Below are 20,227 nucleotides of genomic sequence, written 5' to 3'. Positions count from 1 at the left end.
TTGCAACGTCGCAAGATCGTCGTGGTCCTGAAGGGCTATCCGCGGCTGTCGGAAACTTTTATCGCACAGGAACTGCTCGGTCTGGAACGCGCGGGGTTCGATTTGATACTCGTCGCACTCAGGCGGCCCACCGACGCAAAACGGCACCCCGTCCATGACGAGATCAAAGCGCCGGTCCACTACCTGCCGGAATATCTGCATGATGAGCCGCTACGCGTGCTTCGCTCGCTTTGTGCCTATTTGCCGCGGCCGAGCTTCTGGCGCGCGCTCGGTTCGCTGGTAGCCGATATCTCCCGCGACTTTACGCGCAATCGCGCACGCCGCTTCGGGCAAGCGCTCGTGCTGGCGGCCGAATGGCCGGAAGAAGCGGGATGGTTGCATGCGCATTTCGTGCACACGCCGGCATCGGTGACGCGCTACGCCAGCCAGCTTCGTAGCCTGCCCTGGAGCTGCTCAGCCCATGCCAAGGACATCTGGACTTCGGCGGACTGGGATTTGGCTGGCAAACTTTCCTCGGCCCGCTGGACAGTCACCTGCACGAAAACCGGCTTCGATCGTCTGAAAAAACTCGCCAAAGGCAACTCGTCTGTGCATCTGAGCTATCATGGGCTCGACCTTGATCGCTTCGGAAGTTTTGGCGACGCGCGACAACAGTATGACGGCTCGGAGCGCGGCGGAGCGGTTGTCGTTCTGAGTGTCGGACGGGCCGTCGAAAAGAAAGGTTACGATACCTTGCTGGAGGCCCTTGCCCTCTTGCCTGGCGATTTGGCCTGGCGTTTCGAGCATATCGGCGACGGCGAAGAACTGGAACGGCTCAAGGCGCTGGCGCAAAAACTCGGCCTGGATGATCGCGTCGCCTGGAAAGGGGCGCTTGCGCAGGAGCAGGTGCTTGAGCACTACCGCTGCGCCGACATCTTCGCCCTGGCCTGCAGGATCACCGCGAATGGGGACCGGGACGGCTTGCCAAATGTTCTTGTCGAGGCAGCTAGCCAGCGGCTCGCATGCGTGTCCACCGATGTTTCTGGTGTGCCGGAGCTTATATCGCCCGATGAAACCGGGCTGCTGGTACCGACAAACAGCCCAATCGCCCTGGCACAGGCGCTGGAGCGCCTGATCCGGGATCCCGTCCTGCGCGCCCGCCTGGGCGACGCCGCAGAGCGGCACGTGCGCGGCAATTTCGATCATACGGCGAGCATTGGACAACTCAAGGAATTGTTCGAGCGCGAGTGGCGGGCCATCGATTGAAGCAGCTCCGTGCCTTCCTCTATGTCCAGCACCTGCTCGGTATCGGACATCTCGCTCGCACCAGCCGCGTCGCGGCGGCTCTGGTCGATGACGGGTTTGACGTAACGATCGTGACCGGCGGAGCGCCGGTCGCAGGGTTTCCGGGACCGGGGGTAAAATCTGTAACCCTGCCACCTGTCACCTCCGGTGATGAAACATTTTCCGGACTTGTCGATCTGCAGGGCATACCCGTCGACGATGATTTCAAGAAACGCCGTTCAGAGATGCTGCTCCAAGCATTCCGGGATTGCAGGCCTGATGTCGTGATTGTCGAGGCGTTTCCATTTGGACGCCGGCAGATGCGATTCGAACTCTTGCCGCTGATCGAGGCGATCAACGCGACGTCGCCCAAACCGCTGCTGGCGACGTCCATCCGTGACATCCTTCAGGAGCGCGTGAAGCCGGGCCGAAATGAGGAAACGGTTGATCTCGTCAATACGCACTTCGACCTTGTTATGGTCCACGGCGACCCGGCTTTTGCAACCGTCGACAAGACATTTCCACTGGCCGGGGCGATCAAGGCCGAGGTCACCTACACGGGGCTCGTTGCCGCGCCGCCCTCGCCCCCGGCCTCCGAGCGCTTCGACGTTCTGGTGTCAGTTGGCGGCGGAGCTGCCGGAAGCAGCCTTGTAAGCTCCACCATCGCAGCGGCGCGGAATGCCAAGAACGGTTGGAAATGGTGTTTGATCACCGGCCCAAACCTGCCGAAAGACCAGTTTGACGCGATCGCACACGACGTCACGCCGGGCCTGTCCATCTTCCGGTTCCGCGAGGATTTCGCGAGCCTGCTGACAGCTGCCCGCCTGTCCGTCTCGCAGGCGGGTTACAACACGGTCTGCGATGTCCTGCGCGCGGGTTGTCGCTCCCTGCTCGTCCCATTTGCAGCCGGCGGTGAAACAGAACAAACGGTTCGCGCCCTGCTGCTTGAAGAACTCGGTCTTGCGACGGTTGTTATGGAAAGGGACCTAACGCCTGAAGGTTTGGCGAAAGCGATCGAAGCTGCGCTTGTGGCACCTAGACCATCCGCGCATCGCCTCAATCTGGACGGCGCCCGTCACTCGGCGCAAATCCTGCGCGACCGGCATCGAACATGGTCCCTAAAACAGGGCCCCGGCTTCAAGAAAAGCTCATGATCAACAGACGATGGATCCTAACGCGGTTCCTCGTTTCGCGTAAACCTTTGAACCGCTCTACCTCCTTGTTCTGCCGCAAGTCCGAACGGAGAGCCGTTCACATGTTCCTGGAATTTGCTCTAACGCGTGTCGCTTCTGGTGAGCTTCGTGCAAGGCGCTTCAAGGACGTGTATTAATGCCCCAAACCGCTACGCAATTTTGGGCGAAAAGCTAGACAGTTCCGATCAGCATGAAGCGCGTATAATTTTTGGTCGGCAGCTCGCCGGAGAAGCGCACCTCCCGCAGTGCCGCCATTGCTTCGAAGGCTGCCAGCGAAGCCACGCAGTTGACGTGCGTCGGCTCGCTGAAATAATCATTCGATTGCAGCAGAACATTCGTGCCCTGCGGAAGCAGCGCAAGCCAGGCGCGCAGATCGGCTATGTGTTCGCAGCTCGTATTGACGGTCAGGTCGGGACGCCCGGCCGCATAGTCGAGTGCGTACATATCTGCCGTCATGGCCCGGAACCGGTCGCCGGCGTCCCGGTTTAGCGTCAGGGCGACGGGCGCGACTTCGGGATCGATGTCAATGCTGTCGACCGCCGCAATGTCGAAGCGGACATCGTTGAAAAGCATCGCCGACAACACGCCATACCAACCACCCAGAACCCATATGCGCCCGAAGCGCCCGCCGCAGCTGTCGAACAGCCGATCGAGCGCCCACATCTTGCAGGCGACCTGTTTGTGGTTGAACGCGTTGCCCATATCGGCGTTCGGATGCTGGGCGATGACGCGCGCCAGCCCTGCCACGAGAGGTCGGTCGACATAGGCCCCAATTCCGCGCGTGAGGTCCAAGGCTTGCTCGCGCCAGTCCATGCCGGCATTGCGTGGTTGCGTGACATCCATCATATTCGTCTTGTATGGTGGGATTTCGGGCGACACAACGCAATCTTGCCCCCCGCAAGGCCGTTTTGATCCGCGGATTTGATTATGCTGTTAGCCGCTTCGCCATTGCCCGGTGCCGGAGAGAGCCGGCTGCATCTGTCGGGACCATCGGCGTCGTTCGTGCACTGCATCTTCGAGCTTGTCATTGGCGACGCAGAAATTGCCGATACGCCATGCGCCGGTAGCCGCTTCTTCGTCCCGCATCCTTCCAACTAAAGGGTCCACGGTCGCATATGGAACCCAGCCTAGCCCGCTATATCTGGACCCACACGAAAAAGCAGCAGCTTTGGATATTGATGATCGTCGTGCTTTCGATGGTCCCTTATTTCATGTCCTTCGACCTGCCGAAGCTGATCGTCAACGGCCCGATCCAAGGTAAAGGCTTCGACCAAGTGGGCGCGACCCAGCCATTCATGAGGCTGCATTATAGCCTGCCGTTCATTGGCGAGGTCCTGTTCTTCTCCGGTTTTCAGCTCGGCCGCAAGGCGACGCTGTTTGCCCTGAGCCTTGTGTTCCTCCTGCTGGTCGTCATCAACGGCCTATTTAAACTCTACATCAACACCTACAAGGGCCGTCTGGGCGAACGCATGCTGCGGCGTATCCGTTTCGATCTGGTCGATCGTGTGCTGCGGTTTCCGCCGATATATTTCAAGCGGGTGAAATCGGCCGAAGTGGCGACCATGGTGAAGGACGAGGTGGAGCCGCTGGGCGGCTTTATCGGCGATGCCTTTCTGCAGCCGGTACTGCTCGGCGGTCAGGCGCTGACCGCCATGCTCTTCATCATGGTCCAGAACGTCTGGCTCGGACTGATAGCGGTCGTGATCGTGACGATCCAGATCGTGCTCATCCCGCGAATGCGCCGGCGGCTGCTCGTGCTCGGGCGCCAACGGCAATTGACGGCGCGCGCACTTTCGGGCCGGGTTGGCGAAATCGTCGACGGTATCGGCGCGGTTCACGTCCACGATACATCAAACTACGAGCGCGCCGACATAGCTGCCCGGCTCGGGCTCATATTCAAGATCCGCTTCGATCTTTACCAATGGAAATTCATGGTAAAGTTCCTCAACAATTTTCTCGCGCAGCTCACGCCCTTTCTGTTCTACATGATCGGCGGTTACCTAGCCATTGAGGGTCGGCTGGACGTCGGCCAGCTCGTGGCCGTGATCGGCGCCTACAAGGACCTGCCCGGACCGATGAAGGAACTGATCGACTGGGACCAGGATCGGCAGGATGTCCAGGTCAAATATCAGCAGGTGGTTGAACAGTTCACTGTGGAGGGTCTCATTTCGCCTACAATCGGGGCGTTGGCGATCGACGATCCCGATCCGATGACCGCCCCCCTGTCGGCAATCGGTCTGTCCATAGCAGACGATGGCGGTGCGATCCTTCTCAACCGTGTCTCCCTCCAGGTCAAGCCGGGTGAGACGGTGGCGCTGGTCAGCACTGCAACAGGGGGAGCCGAAGCGCTTGCAGAGGCCTTTGCGCGGCTGAACTGGCCCGACAGCGGAAGGATCGTTTCGGGCACCCACGACCTGCTTGAACTCCCCGAAGCGGTGACCGGACGGCGCATGTCGTATGCCTCGTCGGATGTTTTCCTGTTCCAGGCAAGCCTCCGCGATAACTTGCTCTACGGGTTGAAACATGCGCCGCTGACACCGGTGACTTACGACGGTGCAGCGGCAGACCAACACCGCTGGAACATCGAAGAGGCGCGCCGGTCGGGCAATCCGGATCTTGATATCCGCAGCGACTGGATCAACTATGCTTCCGCCGGCGCCACCGGCCCGCACGACCTCTTTGAAGCCGTGCGCCGGGTGCTCGACGCGGTTGTTCTGTCGCGCGACATTCTGGACCTTGGCTTGCGCTCTTCGGCCGACCTCAAGCGTCACACGGAACTTGCCAAGCGCATCGTCGAACTGCGTGCGGCGTTGCGAACCCGGCTTGAACAGGAAGGGCTGAGCGGACTGGTGGTTCCTTTCGAACCGGGCGCCTACAACAAGGAAGCGACAATCGGCCAGAACCTGCTCTTCGGCGCTGCGGCCGGCCCTGAACTGGCGGATAGGGCGCTGGCTGCCAACCCCTATTTTGCTTCTGTGCTCAATGAAGCCGGTCTCGACCGCACGCTGTACGAAATGGGCATGGAGATCGCCGAACAGGCGATCGAGCTGTTTGCCGACCTGCCAGCCGATCACCAGTTTTTCCAGCAGCTCGCCTTCATGAGCGCCGAGGAGATACCGGCCTACGAAACCTTGCTGCAACGGCTCAAGAACCGTCCCTACGAGGCGGTTTCGGAGACCGACCGCGCCATGATCGTTAGCTTGAGCTTTGCCTATATCGAGCCCCGGCACCGCTTCGGCCTTTTGAGCGATGAGCTGATGAGCAAGATCGTCACTGCCCGCAACCGGTTCTATGAAAACCTGCCGACCGAGCTGCATGACGCGATCGAACGGTACGATCCGGGCAAATACATTGCCGCCGCTACTGTCATGGATAATGTGCTGTTCGGGCGTGTGGGCAACAATCACCCCGACGCGCCGGACCGCATACGCTCCATCCTCTATGACCTTCTTGACGAGCTGGGGCTTTATGGCGAGCTTCTCAATGTCGGCCTGGATTTCAACGTCGGCGCCGGCGGCAGGCGGCTGACCGGTGGACAGCGACAGAAGCTCGACGTTGCCCGAGCGCTGCTCAAGCGTCCCGATTTTCTCATTCTCAACCGGCCGCTGTCGGCGCTCGATCAGCGCATGCAAGATAAGGTGTTGCGGAACGTTCTCGAGGAAGCCAGACGCGACGACCATTCGCCGGCAATTGTCTGGGTGGTGACGAATCCGTCCATGGCGATGATGTTCGATCGCGTCATCGTGTTCGACTCGGGTGAATTGGTGGAAGACGGAACACACGAGACACTTTTGGCAGGCGACGGCGTCTTCAAGGAACTGGTGTCGTAGAGCGACGTCCCGGATACGGAACCAATTCCATCTGGGCGCGCGTTGCTCTAATCTGGCAAACGCGAATTTTGAGGTTTGCGACAATGCTGCTCAAGGATGAAGTTGGAATGCTGCAACGCGTTCCCTTGTTTTCTGGCATTGAGTTGACAAAGCTCAAACTGCTTGCGTTCACCTCCGATCGCGTCAGCTACGGCGCGGGCCAGATCCTTTTCCGGCAGGGCGACGAGGGAGATGCCGCCTATGTCATCCTTTCAGGCAAGGCAGATATTCTGGTCGATTCCGACAAAGGGCCGTTAAAAGTAGCCGAAATGGCGCCAAATTCGATTGTTGGCGAGATCGCCATACTGTGCAACAGCTCGCGCACAGCCACCGTCAGAGCGGCAAGTCAGCTGGAAGCCTTGAGAATTCGCAAGGATCATTTCCTGAGACTCATGAAGGAGTCCCCGGAAATGACCATCGAGATATTGCGGGTTCTTGCCGATCGCCTAAGCCACACCACCGCCGATCTGATCGATGCACGAAGTGCCAAATAGCCAATGAGATGCGGTCGACGCTCCCCGTCATTATAGCGCAAGCCTTTGGCTGAGAAGGTCACTGGAGGACATCGGCAAACGGAAAACGGTTCACACTTTTCCTGGTGCTAGCGGCAGTTGTTTGGCTACGATGAGTGACGGGACTGCGAAGGGGCTACCATGGACGACGACGTTTTCCTGGTCAGGTTTTGGGGAGTGCGCGGCAGCATCCCGGTATCGGGGCCAGAATTCTCTCGCTATGGCGGCAACACAAGCTGCATTGAAATGCGCTGTGGTAAGCATACGCTTCTGTTCGACGCGGGCTCTGGCCTGCGGCCTGCCGGCGGGGCGCTTCGGACGTTGGGCGTGACCGATTTCGACCTACTTTTCACGCATTGCCACTACGATCACATTATCGGGCTGCCATTCTTTGCGCCGATCTACGACCGGAGCGTCACGGTTACGCTTTGGTCCGGGCACCTTGCCGGGCGCATGACGACCCGGCAGATGGTCGATGCATTCATCCGGCCGCCTTGGTTTCCGGTGAAGCTGGAGGCCTGCAAGGCAAGCCTCGACTGCCGCGACTTCGTGGCCGGAGACGTGCTTCGGCCCCGCGAAGGGGTGGTGGTCCGGACGGGCAGTCTTGTTCACCCAGGCGGCTGCATCGGCTACCGGGTCGAATGGGGTGGCCGTGTGGTGTCGGTGATCACCGACACTGAGCACGAGCCCGACAAACTCGATCCCGCAGTGCTCGGCCTGATCCAAGATGCCGACCTCGTCATCTACGATTGCACCTACACCGATGAGGAAATGGAACGCCGCCGCGGTAACGGGCACTCGACATGGCAACAGGGGATCAAACTCTGTGGCGCCGCCGGTGCGCGAGGGCTTGCGCTGTTTCATCACGATGCGACACGCACCGACGAGGAACTGGATGAGATCGAGAAACTGGCCAAAGACAGGTTTACCGGCGCATTTGCGGCGCGGGATGGGCATACCCTCGAATTTCCAGTCTCCTTGCCCAAAAAGCGGTGAGCGAGCTATCTTCCCTTACCTGCGCAGCGCCCGATCAATGTCCTGATTGGAAGCCATACGCAGGAGTCAATCTGTGCAGTGACCGTGAACAGCCGTTCAAGGAAAAGCCAGGCCGATTCATCGTGTACGAGATGATGAGTGAGCAGGCCGACCGGTTCGTCGTCGAATGCATCCTGCAAGCGCGCGACGATTGCCTGGATCAATAGACCGTGGTCGCGGCAGCCGCGCGTGCCATGCCAATCCATGATGTCGACATTGCAGTTGATGACCGCCAGTGAAGCCGGGTCCGGGGGCCCGAAGACCGACAATGCCGCAAATCCTATCGATCCAAGGTCGGAGACCAGGCCGGCGTCGATCCTGTTCCAGGGGGGCACGAGCATCGGGACGGTTCGCGCGCCGTGCAGGCCCGTTAGGTGCGACAGCCCGCCAGCCAGTTCTTCAAGAACGGCCTCCCCTGGCCGATGGGCGCCGAGCTCCTGCTTTTTGTGACCCTCGGGAGCATGATTTCGATGCACCCAGCCATGCATGGCCACTGTGGCATGCGGCGCCTCGTCTAGCCGGGCAGCAAGCTTCTCATCCGTGAGGGCCGGAATGACGGCCAGAGTGACCGGAACGGTGAACTCACCCGTGAGGTCGAGCAGCCGATCAAGCGCCGGCGTCGGATCCACGGCATCATCGTCGCGCAGCCAGAACTCTGCCTTGCGACCGGCCCGTTGCCGGCCCGCCAATTCTTCCACCAAGGGCTGCCAGACTCGATCGCAGGATGTCATGAAACCGAGACCTTCGAAAGAAGTTCGACCAGGCGCGCCGCTGCAATGCCGAGGGAACGTTCTTCAAGGATGAAACGTCTGGCTTCTGCTGCCATGATGGTTCTCTCGTCTTTACGGGCCAGAAGCCTTTCAATGGCAGAAGCGAAGGCGGCCACATCTCGCGGCGGGGTGAGAAACCCGGTCTGGCCGTCTCGCACGACTTCCGGCACGCCGGCGATGTCCTGAGCCACCACCGGAAGACCGGCGGCTTGTGCTTCAAGATAGGCAACGCCATAGGCCTCCCCGTAACCCGGCCAGACGTAAATTCCTCCCCCATAGAGGACATCCGGCACGGCGGCTGGATCGATCGCGCCGAGCCATTCGATACGCTCGGCGGCGAAGCCGGCAAATTGCGCCTTGACCTCGTCACGGGCAGGCCCGTCGCCGACGACCGACATCGTCCAGGGCAAATGGCCAATCTGACCCAGCGCTTGCGCCAGCATGCGATAGCTTTCGACTTTGTCGCCCTGGCGCATCATGGCAACAGCAACGAGGCGCGTCGGGCAACCTCGTGCCGGCAGTTCATGGAAGACCGATGTGTCGATGAAGGGTGACAGCATATCAAGAGCGACCTCGGGTATCGCATCTGCCAGTCCCCGACGATCTCTTTGCGTGAAGCAGATGTTCAGCGCCGCCTGTTGGACCGCTTGGACGACCAGCGCTTGTGTATCAGCCCACAAACCGGCATTGCGGCGCCTCGAATAGGAAGCTTCCGCTGTCACATATGGGACAGCAAAGGTCGACGCCAGCCCGGGCCCGATCAGGTCGGGCGCCTTGTAATAAGGATGATAGCAGAACCATAGATCGGGCTTGCCATCACGATCCCAAAGCCGCGTCAGCCGCGCGGCTTCCTCTTTGGCCTCTATCTTGAGCGCATCGAAACGTTCCGGCTCCGGTTCGCGTAGATAGAAGCGCAATTCGGATGCCAGTTCGACGCTATGTCCTCCATGCTCCAGCGCCTTGACCAGCGTGCGTGCCATCTGGCGGTCGCCGGAGGCAACGGAATGATTGGGTGACTTCAGCGGCGCGTAGAAGGCAATTCGCATTGCGCGACCCTATCATCGGAAAGCATGCGCAAGTCAAATTCCAAGCACCATCGACTGCACCTCCAAGCAGTGGAATGTGCTATCTGATACTCATGGAAACAGCTGCCGCCTCGGACCCGTTTGTCGCTTCTTTGCCGGTCTTCGCAAAATTCGAAAGCGTTGCCGACATCGACAACTATCGGCCCCTCCCCGATGGTTGGGCGCTGGCCACCGCCGACATTGTCGGCTCGACCAAGGCGATCGAGACGGGACGCTATAAAACGGTCAATATGGCCGGCGCCAGTGTCATTTCGGCCCTCCTCAACGCGCTGGGTCGGCAAGACCTTCCCTTTGTCTTCGGCGGCGATGGGGCGCTCGTCGCCTTTCCCGGCTCTGCGATGGAGCCCACCCGCAAGGCGCTGGCGGCTGTCCAGAGATGGGTGGCGGACGAACTGGACCTAACCCTGCGTGCCGCAATCGTGCCGATAAAGGATATTCGAGCGCAAGGCCTCGACGTTCGCGTGGCAAGGTTCCAAGCATCCGATGCCATCTTCTATACCATGTTCGCCGGCGGTGGCGGCAGTTGGGCGGAAGCCGAGATGAAAGCGGGGCGCTACCGCATCGATCCTGCTCCGGCTGGCGCACGGCCGGACCTGACCGGCCTGTCCTGCCGCTGGAACCCGATCGGAACCCGTCATGGCGAAATCGTCTCGATCATAGCCACTCCGGGGTCGTCGCGCGATCTGCGCGGTTTTCAGTTTCTGGCGTCCGACATCATCGCCATTGCCAGCAGACAGGAACGCGATGGCCACCCGGTGCCGGTGAATGGGCCGAGTTACAGCTTGCTGCCCGCCGGCCTCGATATCGAGGCGCGAGCCACGGCGCCGGTGGGACGGCGATGGCTGTCGAAGCTGTGGATAGTGTTCCTGATGGCGCTTACGGCCGTCGCCGATAGATATGGCTGGACCGTCGGCGGTTTCGATCCGAAGATCTACAAACGCAACGTGGCCAGCAATTCGGATTTCCGGAAATTCGACGACGGCTTGAAGATGACCATCGACGTTGATGCTGATGTGTTGCAACGGATAGAGAACCGGCTGAAACAGGCGGAAGAGGCCGGCATCTGCAATTATGGCCTGCACCGCCAGAAATCGGCCTTGATGACATGCCTCGTCGCCTCGCCGCTGCACCGCGATCATGTTCATTTCATAGACGGTGCGGCTGGCGGCTATGCGATGGCTGCTGCAGACCTGAAGGCAAAGTTGCCGGTCGGATGACGGCTTGCGAGAATCCACTTTCCGCAATATGCCTCGGCCATGGTTCTGTGGGACTGGTAAGCCGCGCCTGACACCGGCCATCCTGTCCCAACTAACGGGAAAGCAGATTTGGACGCTTCACGATCTTCGGCATATGACCGTCTGCTGAACCGTATCTCGGCGCACACCGCGCATGTCGGCGTGATCGGATTGGGCTATGTCGGGTTGCCGCTCGCGATTGCGGTCGCACGCGCCGGCTTCCCGGTTTTCGGCTTCGACATTGAAGCCCAGAAGGTCGAGAGCCTGAACAACGGCCAATCCTACATTGAGGCGGTGACGTCGACAGCCCTCGCCGGCCACGTGGCGAGTGGACGGTTCCGCGCCACAGCGGATTTTGCCGAACTGTCGACCTGCGACATCATCATCATCTGCGTTCCGACACCGCTGACAAAAAACCGTGAGCCGGACCTCTCCTTTGTCAGGAACACGACTGGCATCATCGCAAAGCATCTGCGTCTCGGCCACCTCGTCGTGCTGGAATCTACCACCTATCCCGGCACCACCGACGATGTGATCAAGCCCATACTGGAAGAAACCGGCTTGCAGTCGAAGATAGACTTCTTCCTCGGCTTCTCGCCCGAACGCGAGGATCCCGGCAACCGCAACTTTGAAGTCGCGACGATCCCAAAGGTCGTGGCAGGTGACGGCATTGAAGCGGCGACGCTCGTGCAGGCTTTCTACCAAGGGGTCGTCAAAACCGTCGTTCCGGTTTCCAGCACGGCAACCGCAGAGGCAGTCAAGCTGACGGAAAACATATTCCGGTCAGTCAACATAGCCCTCGTCAACGAATTGAAGGTCGTGCTCGGCGCGATGGGCATCGACATCTGGGAGGTGGTCGAGGCGGCCAGGAGCAAGCCCTTCGGCTACATGCCTTTTTATCCAGGCCCCGGATTGGGCGGGCACTGTGTTCCAATCGATCCCTTCTACCTGACGTGGAAGGCGCGCGAATACGAACTGCCGACCCGCTTCATCGAGCTGGCGGCAGAGATCAACACTGCTATGCCGCGTCACGTGGTCGATGAACTGGCCAAAGCACTGGACCGGCGCTGCGGCAAGGCGCTCAGCCGCTCGCGCATTCTCATCATCGGGCTCGCCTACAAGAAGAATGTGCCCGACATCCGCGAAAGCCCCTCATTGCGGCTCATCGAACTTATCGAGGAATGGGGCGGCAAGGCGGAATTCCACGATCCGCATGTTCCCGAGATCCCGACCACACGGGAGCATATGGCCCTCAGGGGGCGCCGCTCGCTCGAGTTGACCGAGGCGGTGGTGAAGGATTTCGATGCTGTCGTCGTTGCAACCGACCATGACGCGATCGACTATAAGGCTGTCGCTGATCACGCCCTTCTGATCGTCGACACACGCAATGTTTTTGGCCGTCTCGGGCTGCTCCGAGAGACGGTGGTGAAGGCCTGACAAGCGCCCCGGTGGCGACTTTGCCGATGTCAGGAACGTGATTGCACTCCGGCCGCAGCTTCGCCACATAAGGCCGCAAGGCATGAATGCAGTTAAGCCTGTACCTTGGTTGCAACGACAGTCACTCGGGAATTCCTTCGCCTTTGCCGCCGCACGCGACCGTTGACTTGGGGTATCTTTGGGTCGCTGGCGGACTGTGTTATGGCGGATCGCAGTCGACGGGTTTCGAGGTGGTATGAGCATGGCGCGAGCAGAAATTTCCACAATTCTCATGGATAAGGTTGCCGACTGGCTTACTCAGTCGGCGCTGGCAGGCAACGAGCTGGAAACACTGGTAAAGGGGTTTTGCGAGCGGCTGGCTGCTGCCGGCCTGCCGTTGAAGCGGGTGCATTTGAGCTTTTCGATGCTTCATCCGCTCTATGACGCGCTCGGCTTCACCTGGCTTCGCGGCCAAGGCATGGAAGTGGAAGGCTTCCGCAAAAAGGACGGCGTTCATTCCGACACGTTCCTGACCAGCCCATACTACCATCTGCTCAGCAACAAGCTCGACCATCTGCGGCGTCGTCTCGACCCGTCGGTCCCGTCGGAATTTCCTGTCTTCGATGAACTCAGGCTTATGGGCGTGACCGACTACATGGCTTTCGTCCATCCCTTCAACGGCAATACCAGTCAGGGCATGATCGGGTCCTGGTCGACCGACAGTGCTTCAGGTTTCAGCGACAGCATGATTTCGGCGCTGCTGCGTATCCAAAACCATCTCGCCATCGCAACCAAAATGGCGGTGCTCACCAAGCTGGCCGACAACATGATGACCACTTATCTCGGCGGCGACGCCGGCAGACGCGTGCTGGACGGCCAGATCAAGCGCGGCGAGGGCGATACAATCCGGGCCGCACTGGTCATGGCCGACATGCGCGGGTCGACACGGCTTGCCGAAACGTCGGGCCGCGAAATCTACATCGATACGCTGAACCAATTTTTCGACGCCATTGCCGCACCTTTCAATCGCAAAGGCGGGCAGATCATGAGTTTCATAGGTGATGGCTTCATTGCCGTCTATCCTTGCGAAAGGCATCGCTCGCAGTCCGAGATCGCCTGCCAGGCTGCTCTGGCGGCAGCGCACAAGGCCACTGCGCGCATGATGGAGCTCAATCTGCGAAGAAAGGAAAAAGGGTTGTCCGACATAAAATTTGGCATCGGCCTGCATGTCGGCAACGTGATGTTCGGCAATGTCGGGCTTACCGACCGGCTCACATTCTCCGTGTTTGGCTCGGCTGTAAACGAGGTCCAGCGTCTCCAGACCCTGACCAAGAAATACCCGCACCGCGTTCTCGCCAGCAAGGACTTCGCCAGCTATTGCGGCGCCAACAGCTGGCTGACGCTCGGCAGCGAGGAACTGGCGGGGCTCAAGCAGAAGCTGACGGTGCTTTCACCAGATCTGTCGGGCGCTCTCGCGCTCGATGAAGAGAGTGCGCTGGAGGCGATCTACGACCGGAGATCGGAGGCAGAGCAGGTCATGCTGCTTCATCGCGATGCCGCACGGCTGTCGCCGGGCGACCCGAGGAAGCTCCAGTAGCCTGGCCCAATCTGATCCGAACACCTTGTTATGTCGGTCGCCCGGTTCGCCGCTGGCAACCCTTTCGAATCCAAGTTGCTCTAAGCCTGCAATACGCTAGTCTCACTTTCTGGTTTGCCGCCCGGCAGGCCGGCAAAGTGGGCTGGTGAGAATGAATTCGGGCGTTGATCTGCTGCGGGTCGAAGATGTTGGCATCTCTTTTGCCATTATCGGGGGACCCTTGCATGCAGTCAGGCGGGCAAATCTTCGCGTCCTTCCAGGCAAGGTTACCGCGCTTGTCGGCGAGTCCGGTTCCGGAAAATCAGTTCTCAGCCAGGCAGTGATGGGCATTTTGCCGAACACAGCCCATGTTCGTGGCCGTATCCTATTTTCCGATCCTGAAAAGCCCGGCACGACACAGGATATCCTGCAGATGCCGCGCGATGGACCCGAAATCCGGGCCTTGAGAGGCAGCCGCATCGGCAAGATCTTTCAGGAGCCGATGACATCGCTTTCGCCGCTGCACACGATCGGCAACCAGGTCAGCGAATCGCTGCAGATCCATACGCCCATGGCTCGGGCAGAGCGCAAGGCGCGGACCGAGGAAATGCTCAGCCTTGTCGGCTTTCCCAATCCCAAGCGCGCCTATGACATGTATCCATTTGAACTTTCGGGAGGATTGCGTCAGCGCGCCATGATCGCCATGGCGCTTATCTGCCGGCCCGCCCTGTTGATCGCCGACGAGCCGACGACGGCGTTGGACGTCACCATCCAGGCGCAAATCCTGCAACTGCTGCGCGAGCTTCAGAGCAAGCTGAATATGGCGATGCTGCTGATCACCCACGATCTGGGCGTGGTCGCCAATGTCGCCGACGAGGTGGTCGTCATTTACCATGGCGAGATCATGGAAGCGGGACCTGTCGAGGCGATATTCCGCCGGCCAGGTCACCCTTACCTGAAGGGCCTGATGGCAGCCGTTCCGCATTTCGACCTGAAGCCTGGTGAACGGCTAAAGGCGCTGCGCGAGGTGCCGGTGAATGTCGAGAACCTGCTTGGCAAACAGACGGCGCCGGCATCGAAGGGGCCGCACGACATCCTGCTATCGGTCAGGGACCTGACAAAAACCTTCACCATCCGCAAGTCGGGATGGTTCGGCGGCGATCATCAAACCTCAGTTCGCGCCGTGGACGGCGTGAGCTTCGATATCATCCGGGGTGAGTGCCTGGGTCTGGTCGGCGAAAGCGGCTCCGGCAAAACCACCGTCAGCAAGATGCTCATGCGAGCTGTCACGCCTAGCGGCGGCTCTGTGCTTTTCAATGGCCGCGATGGACCGATCGATGTGTTGGGAGGCGACAGAGCCGCCCTGCGCCTGCTGCGCGCGAAGATCCAGATGGTATTTCAGGATCCGGTTTCATCGCTTTCACCTCGCATGACGGTGGAGAACATCTTGAGCGAGCCGTTGGAAATCCATCAACGAGGTAATGCCGCGTCCCGACTAGCCACGGTGAAGAGCCTTATGCAGGCAATCGGGCTCGATCCGCGCTTCATCAAGCGCTATCCGCACAGTTTCTCCGGTGGGCAGCGTCAGCGTATCGGCATCGCGCGCGCGTTGGCGCTGGGGCCTGAACTGCTGATTTGCGACGAGCCGGTTTCGGCGCTCGATGTCTCTGTCCAGGCGCAGATTCTGAACCTCCTGAAGGACCTGCAGAAGGAACTGGGCCTGACTTACCTATTCATATCCCACAACCTAGCGGTGGTGGACTACATGGCAGACCGCATCGCGGTGATGTGCGGGGGGCGTATCGTCGAGCTTGCGCCGCGCGAAATTCTGCTTAGGAAACCGGTCCATCCCTACACGCGCTCGCTGGTCGCCGCAGTACCGTTTCCCGATCTCGACAGGCCAATGGATTTCAAGACGCTGAAGCTCAGCGGTGCTTCCGACAAGAGCGCATGGGGACCGCAATTCCGCGACGAGGGCGACGAGGATGTGCTGTCGCCGCTCGACCTTGGCGGCGGCCACCTAGTGCTGGCCCGACGTTCGGCCAATGTCAGCGAGCTACGATCTTGATCAGCCGGCGCACTGCCCTTGGGCTCATGGCTTCGGCATTTGTGCCGGGCAAGTTACGCGCAGGCGATCTGGAGCCGGAGTTTCTTCAGCCGCAGCTCACGGCCAGGGCGCTGCCGGCACTCGCCGAACGCCTGCCCAAGAGCCCGCGCGTATTGAATCTGGCTGCGATGGGCCGGCAACCCGGCCAGTATGGCGGCACGCTGCGCACGATCATCGGCAGCCAGAAAGATATCCGGATAATGACGATCTATGGGTATGCTCGCCTGGTCGGCTATGACGAAAAGCTTAACATGCAACCCGACATCCTCGAAAGTTTCGACGTCGCGCATGATCGTGTCTTCACATTCAAGCTGCGGGAAGGACATAAATGGTCTGACGGCAGCCTGTTGACGTCGGAAGATTTCCGCTATTGCTGGGAAGATGTCTGGCTGAACGATGAGCTGTCGCCAGGCGGGCTTGCTCCGGGCCTGGTGGCAGATGGCAAGCCGCCACGCTTCGAGATCGTCGACCCGTTGACGGTCCGCTACAGTTGGGAGACGCCAAATCCCGACTTCCTGCCCAAGCTCGCTGCTGCCTCGCCGCTATCGCTTGTTCTGCCGGCCGCCTATCTCAAGCAGTTCCACAAGAAATACCAAGATCCGTTCCGGCTCGCCGGCCTAATGACGGAGAACCGGGTCCAGAAATGGACGCTCCTGCATATCCGCATGTCGCGGCAGTATCGCCCGGAGAACCCGGAGTTGCCGACGCTCGATCCCTGGCAGAACCGGACCAAGCCGCCGGCTGAGCAGTTCATTTTCGAGCGAAATCCGTTCTTTCATAGAATAGACGAGAATGGCAGGCAGTTACCCTATGTTGACCGGTTTGTCTTGAATGTCAGCTCATCGGCGATCATTTCCGCCAAGACCGGTGCGGGTGAGAGCGACCTGCAATGCATGGGCATCGACTTCGCCGATTACTCTTTCCTGAAGGATACGGAGAAGCGTTACCCGGTGAAGATGCATCTGTGGAAACGCACACAGGGTTCCCGGCTGGCGCTGCTGCCCAATCTGAATTGTGCCGACCAGGTATGGCGCAGCCTTTTTCGTGACGTGCGCGTGCGCCGCGCCCTTTCCCTCGCTGTGGACAGGCGCGAGATCAATTTGGCAGTATTCTACGGATTAGCGCGGGAAAGTGCCGATACGGTCCTGCCGGAGAGCCCGCTCTACCGGCCGGAATTCGCGAAGGCCTGGGTCGCCCATGATCCCGACCAAGCCAACGCGCTGCTCGACGAGGTCGGGCTTCAAAAACGCGACGATGATGGCCTGCGTGTACTTCCCGATGGACGCCCGGCGCAGATCATAGTGGAAACGGCCGGCGAAAGCACGCTGGAAACCGACGCGCTCGAACTCATCACCGATCACTGGCGTCAGATCGGCATCGCCCTGTTCGTCCGCACTTCGCAGCGCGACATCTTCCGCAGCCGCGCGCTTGGCGGCCAGATCATGATGTCGATGTGGTCGGGCATCGACAATGGCGTGCCGACCTCCGACATGAATCCGTACCAGTTGGCCCCCACCATCGACGACCAGCTGCAATGGCCGCTGTGGGGCGCTCACTACCTGTCTCGTGGCACGCTCGGTGAGGCGCCCGATCTTCCGCCTGTGGTCGAGTTGATGGCTCTGCTCAAGCGCTGGAACGCATCGACCGAGGCCGCGGAGCGCGCCGAGATCTGGAATTCAATGCTGTCGATCTATACCGATCAGGTGTTTTCGATCGGCACGGTGAACGGAACGCATCAGCCGGTTCTGGCGTCCTCACGGCTGCGCAATCTGCCTGACAAGGCGCTCTACGGCTATGACCCGACCGCCTATTTCGGTGTCTACATGCCCGATACATTCTGGCTTGGAGAGTCCTGAGCGTGTTTCGATATATTGTCTGGCGCATCGCTGTGATGGTTCCAACGCTGCTGATCATATCGGCGCTGGTGTTCACGATCATCGAGCTTCCCCCAGGCGACTATTTCGACAGTTACATTTCCGAGCTTCGGGCCCAGGGCGAAGCGGTAGATTCCGACCGCATCCAAATGATGCGGAAGGAATATGGTTTCGACCAGCCGCCGGTCATTCGCTACTTCTACTGGGTCGGCGGGATGCTGCACGGCGATTTCGGCTATTCTTTCGAATATGAGCTGCCGGTTCGCGACGTCGTCGGGGACCGAATGTGGCTGACCGTGCTGGTTTCCTTCGTCACGATCATCTTCACCTGGCTCATCGCCTTTCCGATCGGCATGTACTCCGCCACACATCAATACAGTTGGGGCGACTACGGCCTTACTCTGTTCGGGCTTCTCGGCCTGGCCATTCCGAATTTCATGCTGGCGCTGATCCTGATGTATTTCGCCAATATCTGGTTCGGCACCTCCATCGGTCATCTCATGGACCCGCAATATCTCAGTGAGCCAATGAGCTGGGCCAAGGCGAAGTCGATCCTCGCCCATCTGTGGATCCCGGTCTTGATCATCGGCACCGGCGGCACGGCAAGCATGATCCGGCGCCTGCGCGCCAATCTGCTCGATGAGCTTCACAAGCAATATGTCGTGACCGCGCGCGCCAAAGGCCTTCATCCCTTCAGGGCGCTCGTCAAATATCCGCTGCGCATGGCGCTAAATTTCTTCATTTCCGACATCGGCTCTATCCTGCCGGCCATCATCTCCGGTGCTGAAATCACCGCGATAGTGCTGTCTTTGGAAACGACGGGGCCGATGCTGATCAGAGCGCTGCAAAGCCAGGACATGTATCTGGCAGGGTCTTTCCTGATGTTCCTTGCCTTTCTGACCGTGATCGGTGTCCTGATTTCCGACCTGGCGCTGGCGCTGCTTGATCCACGAATTCGTTTGCAGGGCGGCAGCACCAAATGAACAAGCAATCGCCCCTGCCCGCTCCGGGTGCCCCACTGCAACACTATGTTTCCATCGCGCCCTTTGACCTGCAATCGGTCGAGGCGATGACGGCCGAGCAGTCGAAGGTCTTTCAGGCGTCGCAGTTGCGGCTGATGTGGTGGAAATTCCGACGGCACCGGCTTGCTCTTGTATCCGGCATATTTCTGGCAGCGCTCTATTTCGGGATACTGCTCTGCGAATTCATAGCGCCCTACAATCTGCACACGCGCAACATGGACTACATTTATTCGCCGCCGCAGCGGGTACACCTGTTCCACAACGGCCAGCTTGTCGGGCCCTTCGTCTATGGTCGCCAGATGACGCTGGATATGGACACACTCAAGCGCAACTACATCGACGAACAGGATGACGTTCAGCGGATTCGCTTCTTCTGCAAAGGCGACAGGTACCGGTTCTGGGGCCTCCTCGAAGGTGACAGGCATTTCTTCTGTCCTGCCGAAAATGGCCAGCTCTTTCTGGCCGGCACGGACAGGCTGGGGCGCGACGTGCTCTCGCGTATCATCTATGGCGCACGCATTTCACTAACAATCGGCCTGGTCGGCATCAGTTTCAGCTTCCTGCTTGGCATTGTCATAGGCGGACTGGCTGGGTATCACGGCGGTATCTTCGACCTGATCGTTCAACGGATAATCGAAGTTCTGCAATCGATCCCCAGCATTCCGCTATGGCTGGCTCTGGCGGCGATCATGCCGATAACTTGGAGCCCAATCCTGATCTATTTCGGCATCACCGTCATCCTCGGGCTGCTCCACTGGACCGGACTGGCGCGGGCCGTGCGTTCAAAGCTTCTGGCCTTGCGCGAGGAGGATTACGTTCTGGCGGCACAATTGATGGGCGCCAGCAGCAGCCGCATTATCCGGCGGCACCTCATCCCCGGCTTCATGTCGCATCTGATCGCGACCGCCACGATCTCCATACCCGGCATGATCCTGGGCGAGACGGCGCTGAGCTTCCTTGGGCTGGGCTTGAGGCCACCGACAACCAGCTGGGGCATCCTGCTAACCGAGGCGCGCAGCGTCAGCGTGATCGCGTTCTATCCATGGCTACTTTTGCCGATGCTCCCGGTCGTTCTCGTCATCTTGGCGTTCAACTTCCTCGGCGACGGCCTGCGGGACGCCGCAGACCCCTACAAGTGAGATCGCTATTCAGGCGGCACGCTGTGCCGCCTGTTCCACCCGTTATAATCCCTGCGGCCGTACTTGTTGCAGTGTTCATCGTCCGCCCTTATATGTGCCGACACTCAATCGAGCTTAGCGCGTCGCCTTGG

Annotated in this window: 15 protein-coding genes; 12 read left to right on the top strand and 3 right to left on the bottom strand. The window is 59.8% G+C overall.

All coding sequences use genetic code 11. The annotated features are described in order from the left end of the window. Together FJ527_RS21085 and FJ527_RS21080 are read left to right on the top strand one after the other, a co-directional pair. Window positions 1-1,245 (top strand): glycosyltransferase family 4 protein, encoded by a 1,245-nt coding sequence (locus tag FJ527_RS21085; protein ID WP_140619062.1) that lies wholly within the window; start codon window positions 1-3, stop codon window positions 1,243-1,245. Then, window positions 1,242-2,417 (top strand): glycosyltransferase family protein, encoded by a 1,176-nt coding sequence (locus FJ527_RS21080; RefSeq protein WP_140619060.1) that lies wholly within the window; start codon window positions 1,242-1,244, stop codon window positions 2,415-2,417. Before FJ527_RS21085 ends, FJ527_RS21080 begins: the two co-directional genes overlap by 4 nt. A 210-nt stretch (window positions 2,418-2,627) precedes the next feature. On the opposite strand, the gene FJ527_RS21075 is transcribed toward FJ527_RS21080, so the two are convergent. Beyond that, window positions 2,628-3,299, bottom strand: a complete 672-nt coding sequence (locus tag FJ527_RS21075) for a class I SAM-dependent methyltransferase (protein WP_140619282.1) — start codon at window positions 3,297-3,299, stop codon at window positions 2,628-2,630. Between the two features lie 272 nt (window positions 3,300-3,571). On the opposite strand from FJ527_RS21075, the gene FJ527_RS21070 reads away from it, so the two are divergent. The 3 genes from FJ527_RS21070 to FJ527_RS21060 all read left to right on the top strand — a co-directional run bounded on the left by FJ527_RS21070 (window position 3,572) and on the right by FJ527_RS21060 (window position 7,833). Beyond that, complete coding sequence (locus FJ527_RS21070; protein ID WP_140619057.1) at window positions 3,572-6,286, top strand: ABC transporter ATP-binding protein; 2,715 nt, start codon at window positions 3,572-3,574, stop codon at window positions 6,284-6,286. An 83-nt stretch (window positions 6,287-6,369) separates the two neighbouring features. Then, window positions 6,370-6,819 (top strand): cyclic nucleotide-binding domain-containing protein, encoded by a 450-nt coding sequence (locus FJ527_RS21065; protein WP_140619055.1) that lies wholly within the window; start codon window positions 6,370-6,372, stop codon window positions 6,817-6,819. Between the two features lie 159 nt (window positions 6,820-6,978). Further along, the gene (locus FJ527_RS21060) at window positions 6,979-7,833 is read left to right on the top strand and encodes an MBL fold metallo-hydrolase (protein ID WP_140619053.1); all 855 of its coding nucleotides are present in this window, start codon (window positions 6,979-6,981) and stop codon (window positions 7,831-7,833) included. 5 nt (window positions 7,834-7,838) lie between these two features. On the opposite strand, the gene FJ527_RS21055 is transcribed toward FJ527_RS21060, so the two are convergent. Together FJ527_RS21055 and FJ527_RS21050 are read right to left on the bottom strand one after the other, a co-directional pair. Continuing rightward, window positions 7,839-8,603: a polysaccharide deacetylase family protein gene (locus FJ527_RS21055; RefSeq protein ID WP_140619051.1), complete on the bottom strand. Its 765-nt coding sequence runs from the start codon at window positions 8,601-8,603 to the stop codon at window positions 7,839-7,841. Continuing rightward, window positions 8,600-9,688, bottom strand: coding sequence for a glycosyltransferase family 4 protein (locus tag FJ527_RS21050; RefSeq protein ID WP_140619049.1), 1,089 nt, complete (start codon window positions 9,686-9,688; stop codon window positions 8,600-8,602). The genes FJ527_RS21055 and FJ527_RS21050 overlap by 4 nt, the downstream gene beginning before the upstream one ends. A gap of 92 nt (window positions 9,689-9,780) precedes the next feature. Here FJ527_RS21050 and FJ527_RS21045 point away from each other — a divergent pair, with 92 nt between their 5' ends. The 7 genes from FJ527_RS21045 to FJ527_RS21015 all read left to right on the top strand — a co-directional run bounded on the left by FJ527_RS21045 (window position 9,781) and on the right by FJ527_RS21015 (window position 20,096). Further along, complete coding sequence (locus FJ527_RS21045) at window positions 9,781-10,944, top strand: DUF3095 domain-containing protein (protein ID WP_140824018.1); 1,164 nt, start codon at window positions 9,781-9,783, stop codon at window positions 10,942-10,944. A 108-nt stretch (window positions 10,945-11,052) separates the two neighbouring features. Then, entirely contained in the window at window positions 11,053-12,399 is a 1,347-nt protein-coding gene (locus FJ527_RS21040) for a nucleotide sugar dehydrogenase (protein ID WP_140619047.1), read from the top strand. Between the two features lie 235 nt (window positions 12,400-12,634). Then, window positions 12,635-13,975, top strand: a complete 1,341-nt coding sequence (locus tag FJ527_RS21035) for an adenylate/guanylate cyclase domain-containing protein (RefSeq protein WP_140619044.1) — start codon at window positions 12,635-12,637, stop codon at window positions 13,973-13,975. 151 nt (window positions 13,976-14,126) lie between these two features. After that, entirely contained in the window at window positions 14,127-16,022 is a 1,896-nt protein-coding gene (locus FJ527_RS21030; protein ID WP_140619042.1) for an ABC transporter ATP-binding protein, read from the top strand. Further along, entirely contained in the window at window positions 16,019-17,917 is a 1,899-nt protein-coding gene (locus FJ527_RS21025) for an ABC transporter substrate-binding protein (RefSeq protein WP_140619278.1), read from the top strand. Before FJ527_RS21030 ends, FJ527_RS21025 begins: the two co-directional genes overlap by 4 nt. Window positions 17,918-17,919: 2 nt before the next feature. Next, window positions 17,920-18,918, top strand: coding sequence for an ABC transporter permease (locus tag FJ527_RS21020; protein ID WP_140619040.1), 999 nt, complete (start codon window positions 17,920-17,922; stop codon window positions 18,916-18,918). Continuing rightward, on the top strand, window positions 18,915-20,096 hold the full coding sequence (locus FJ527_RS21015; protein WP_140619038.1) for an ABC transporter permease: 1,182 nt from the start codon (window positions 18,915-18,917) through the stop codon (window positions 20,094-20,096). The genes FJ527_RS21020 and FJ527_RS21015 overlap by 4 nt, the downstream gene beginning before the upstream one ends. Window positions 20,097-20,227 lie beyond the last annotated feature (131 nt).

This window comes from Mesorhizobium sp. B2-4-18, from assembly GCF_006441385.1.
GTDB classification, from domain to species: Bacteria; Pseudomonadota; Alphaproteobacteria; order Rhizobiales; family Rhizobiaceae; genus Mesorhizobium; species Mesorhizobium australicum.
Note: the sequence above shows the minus strand (reverse complement) of the source record. Positions and strands in the feature narration are given on the sequence as shown.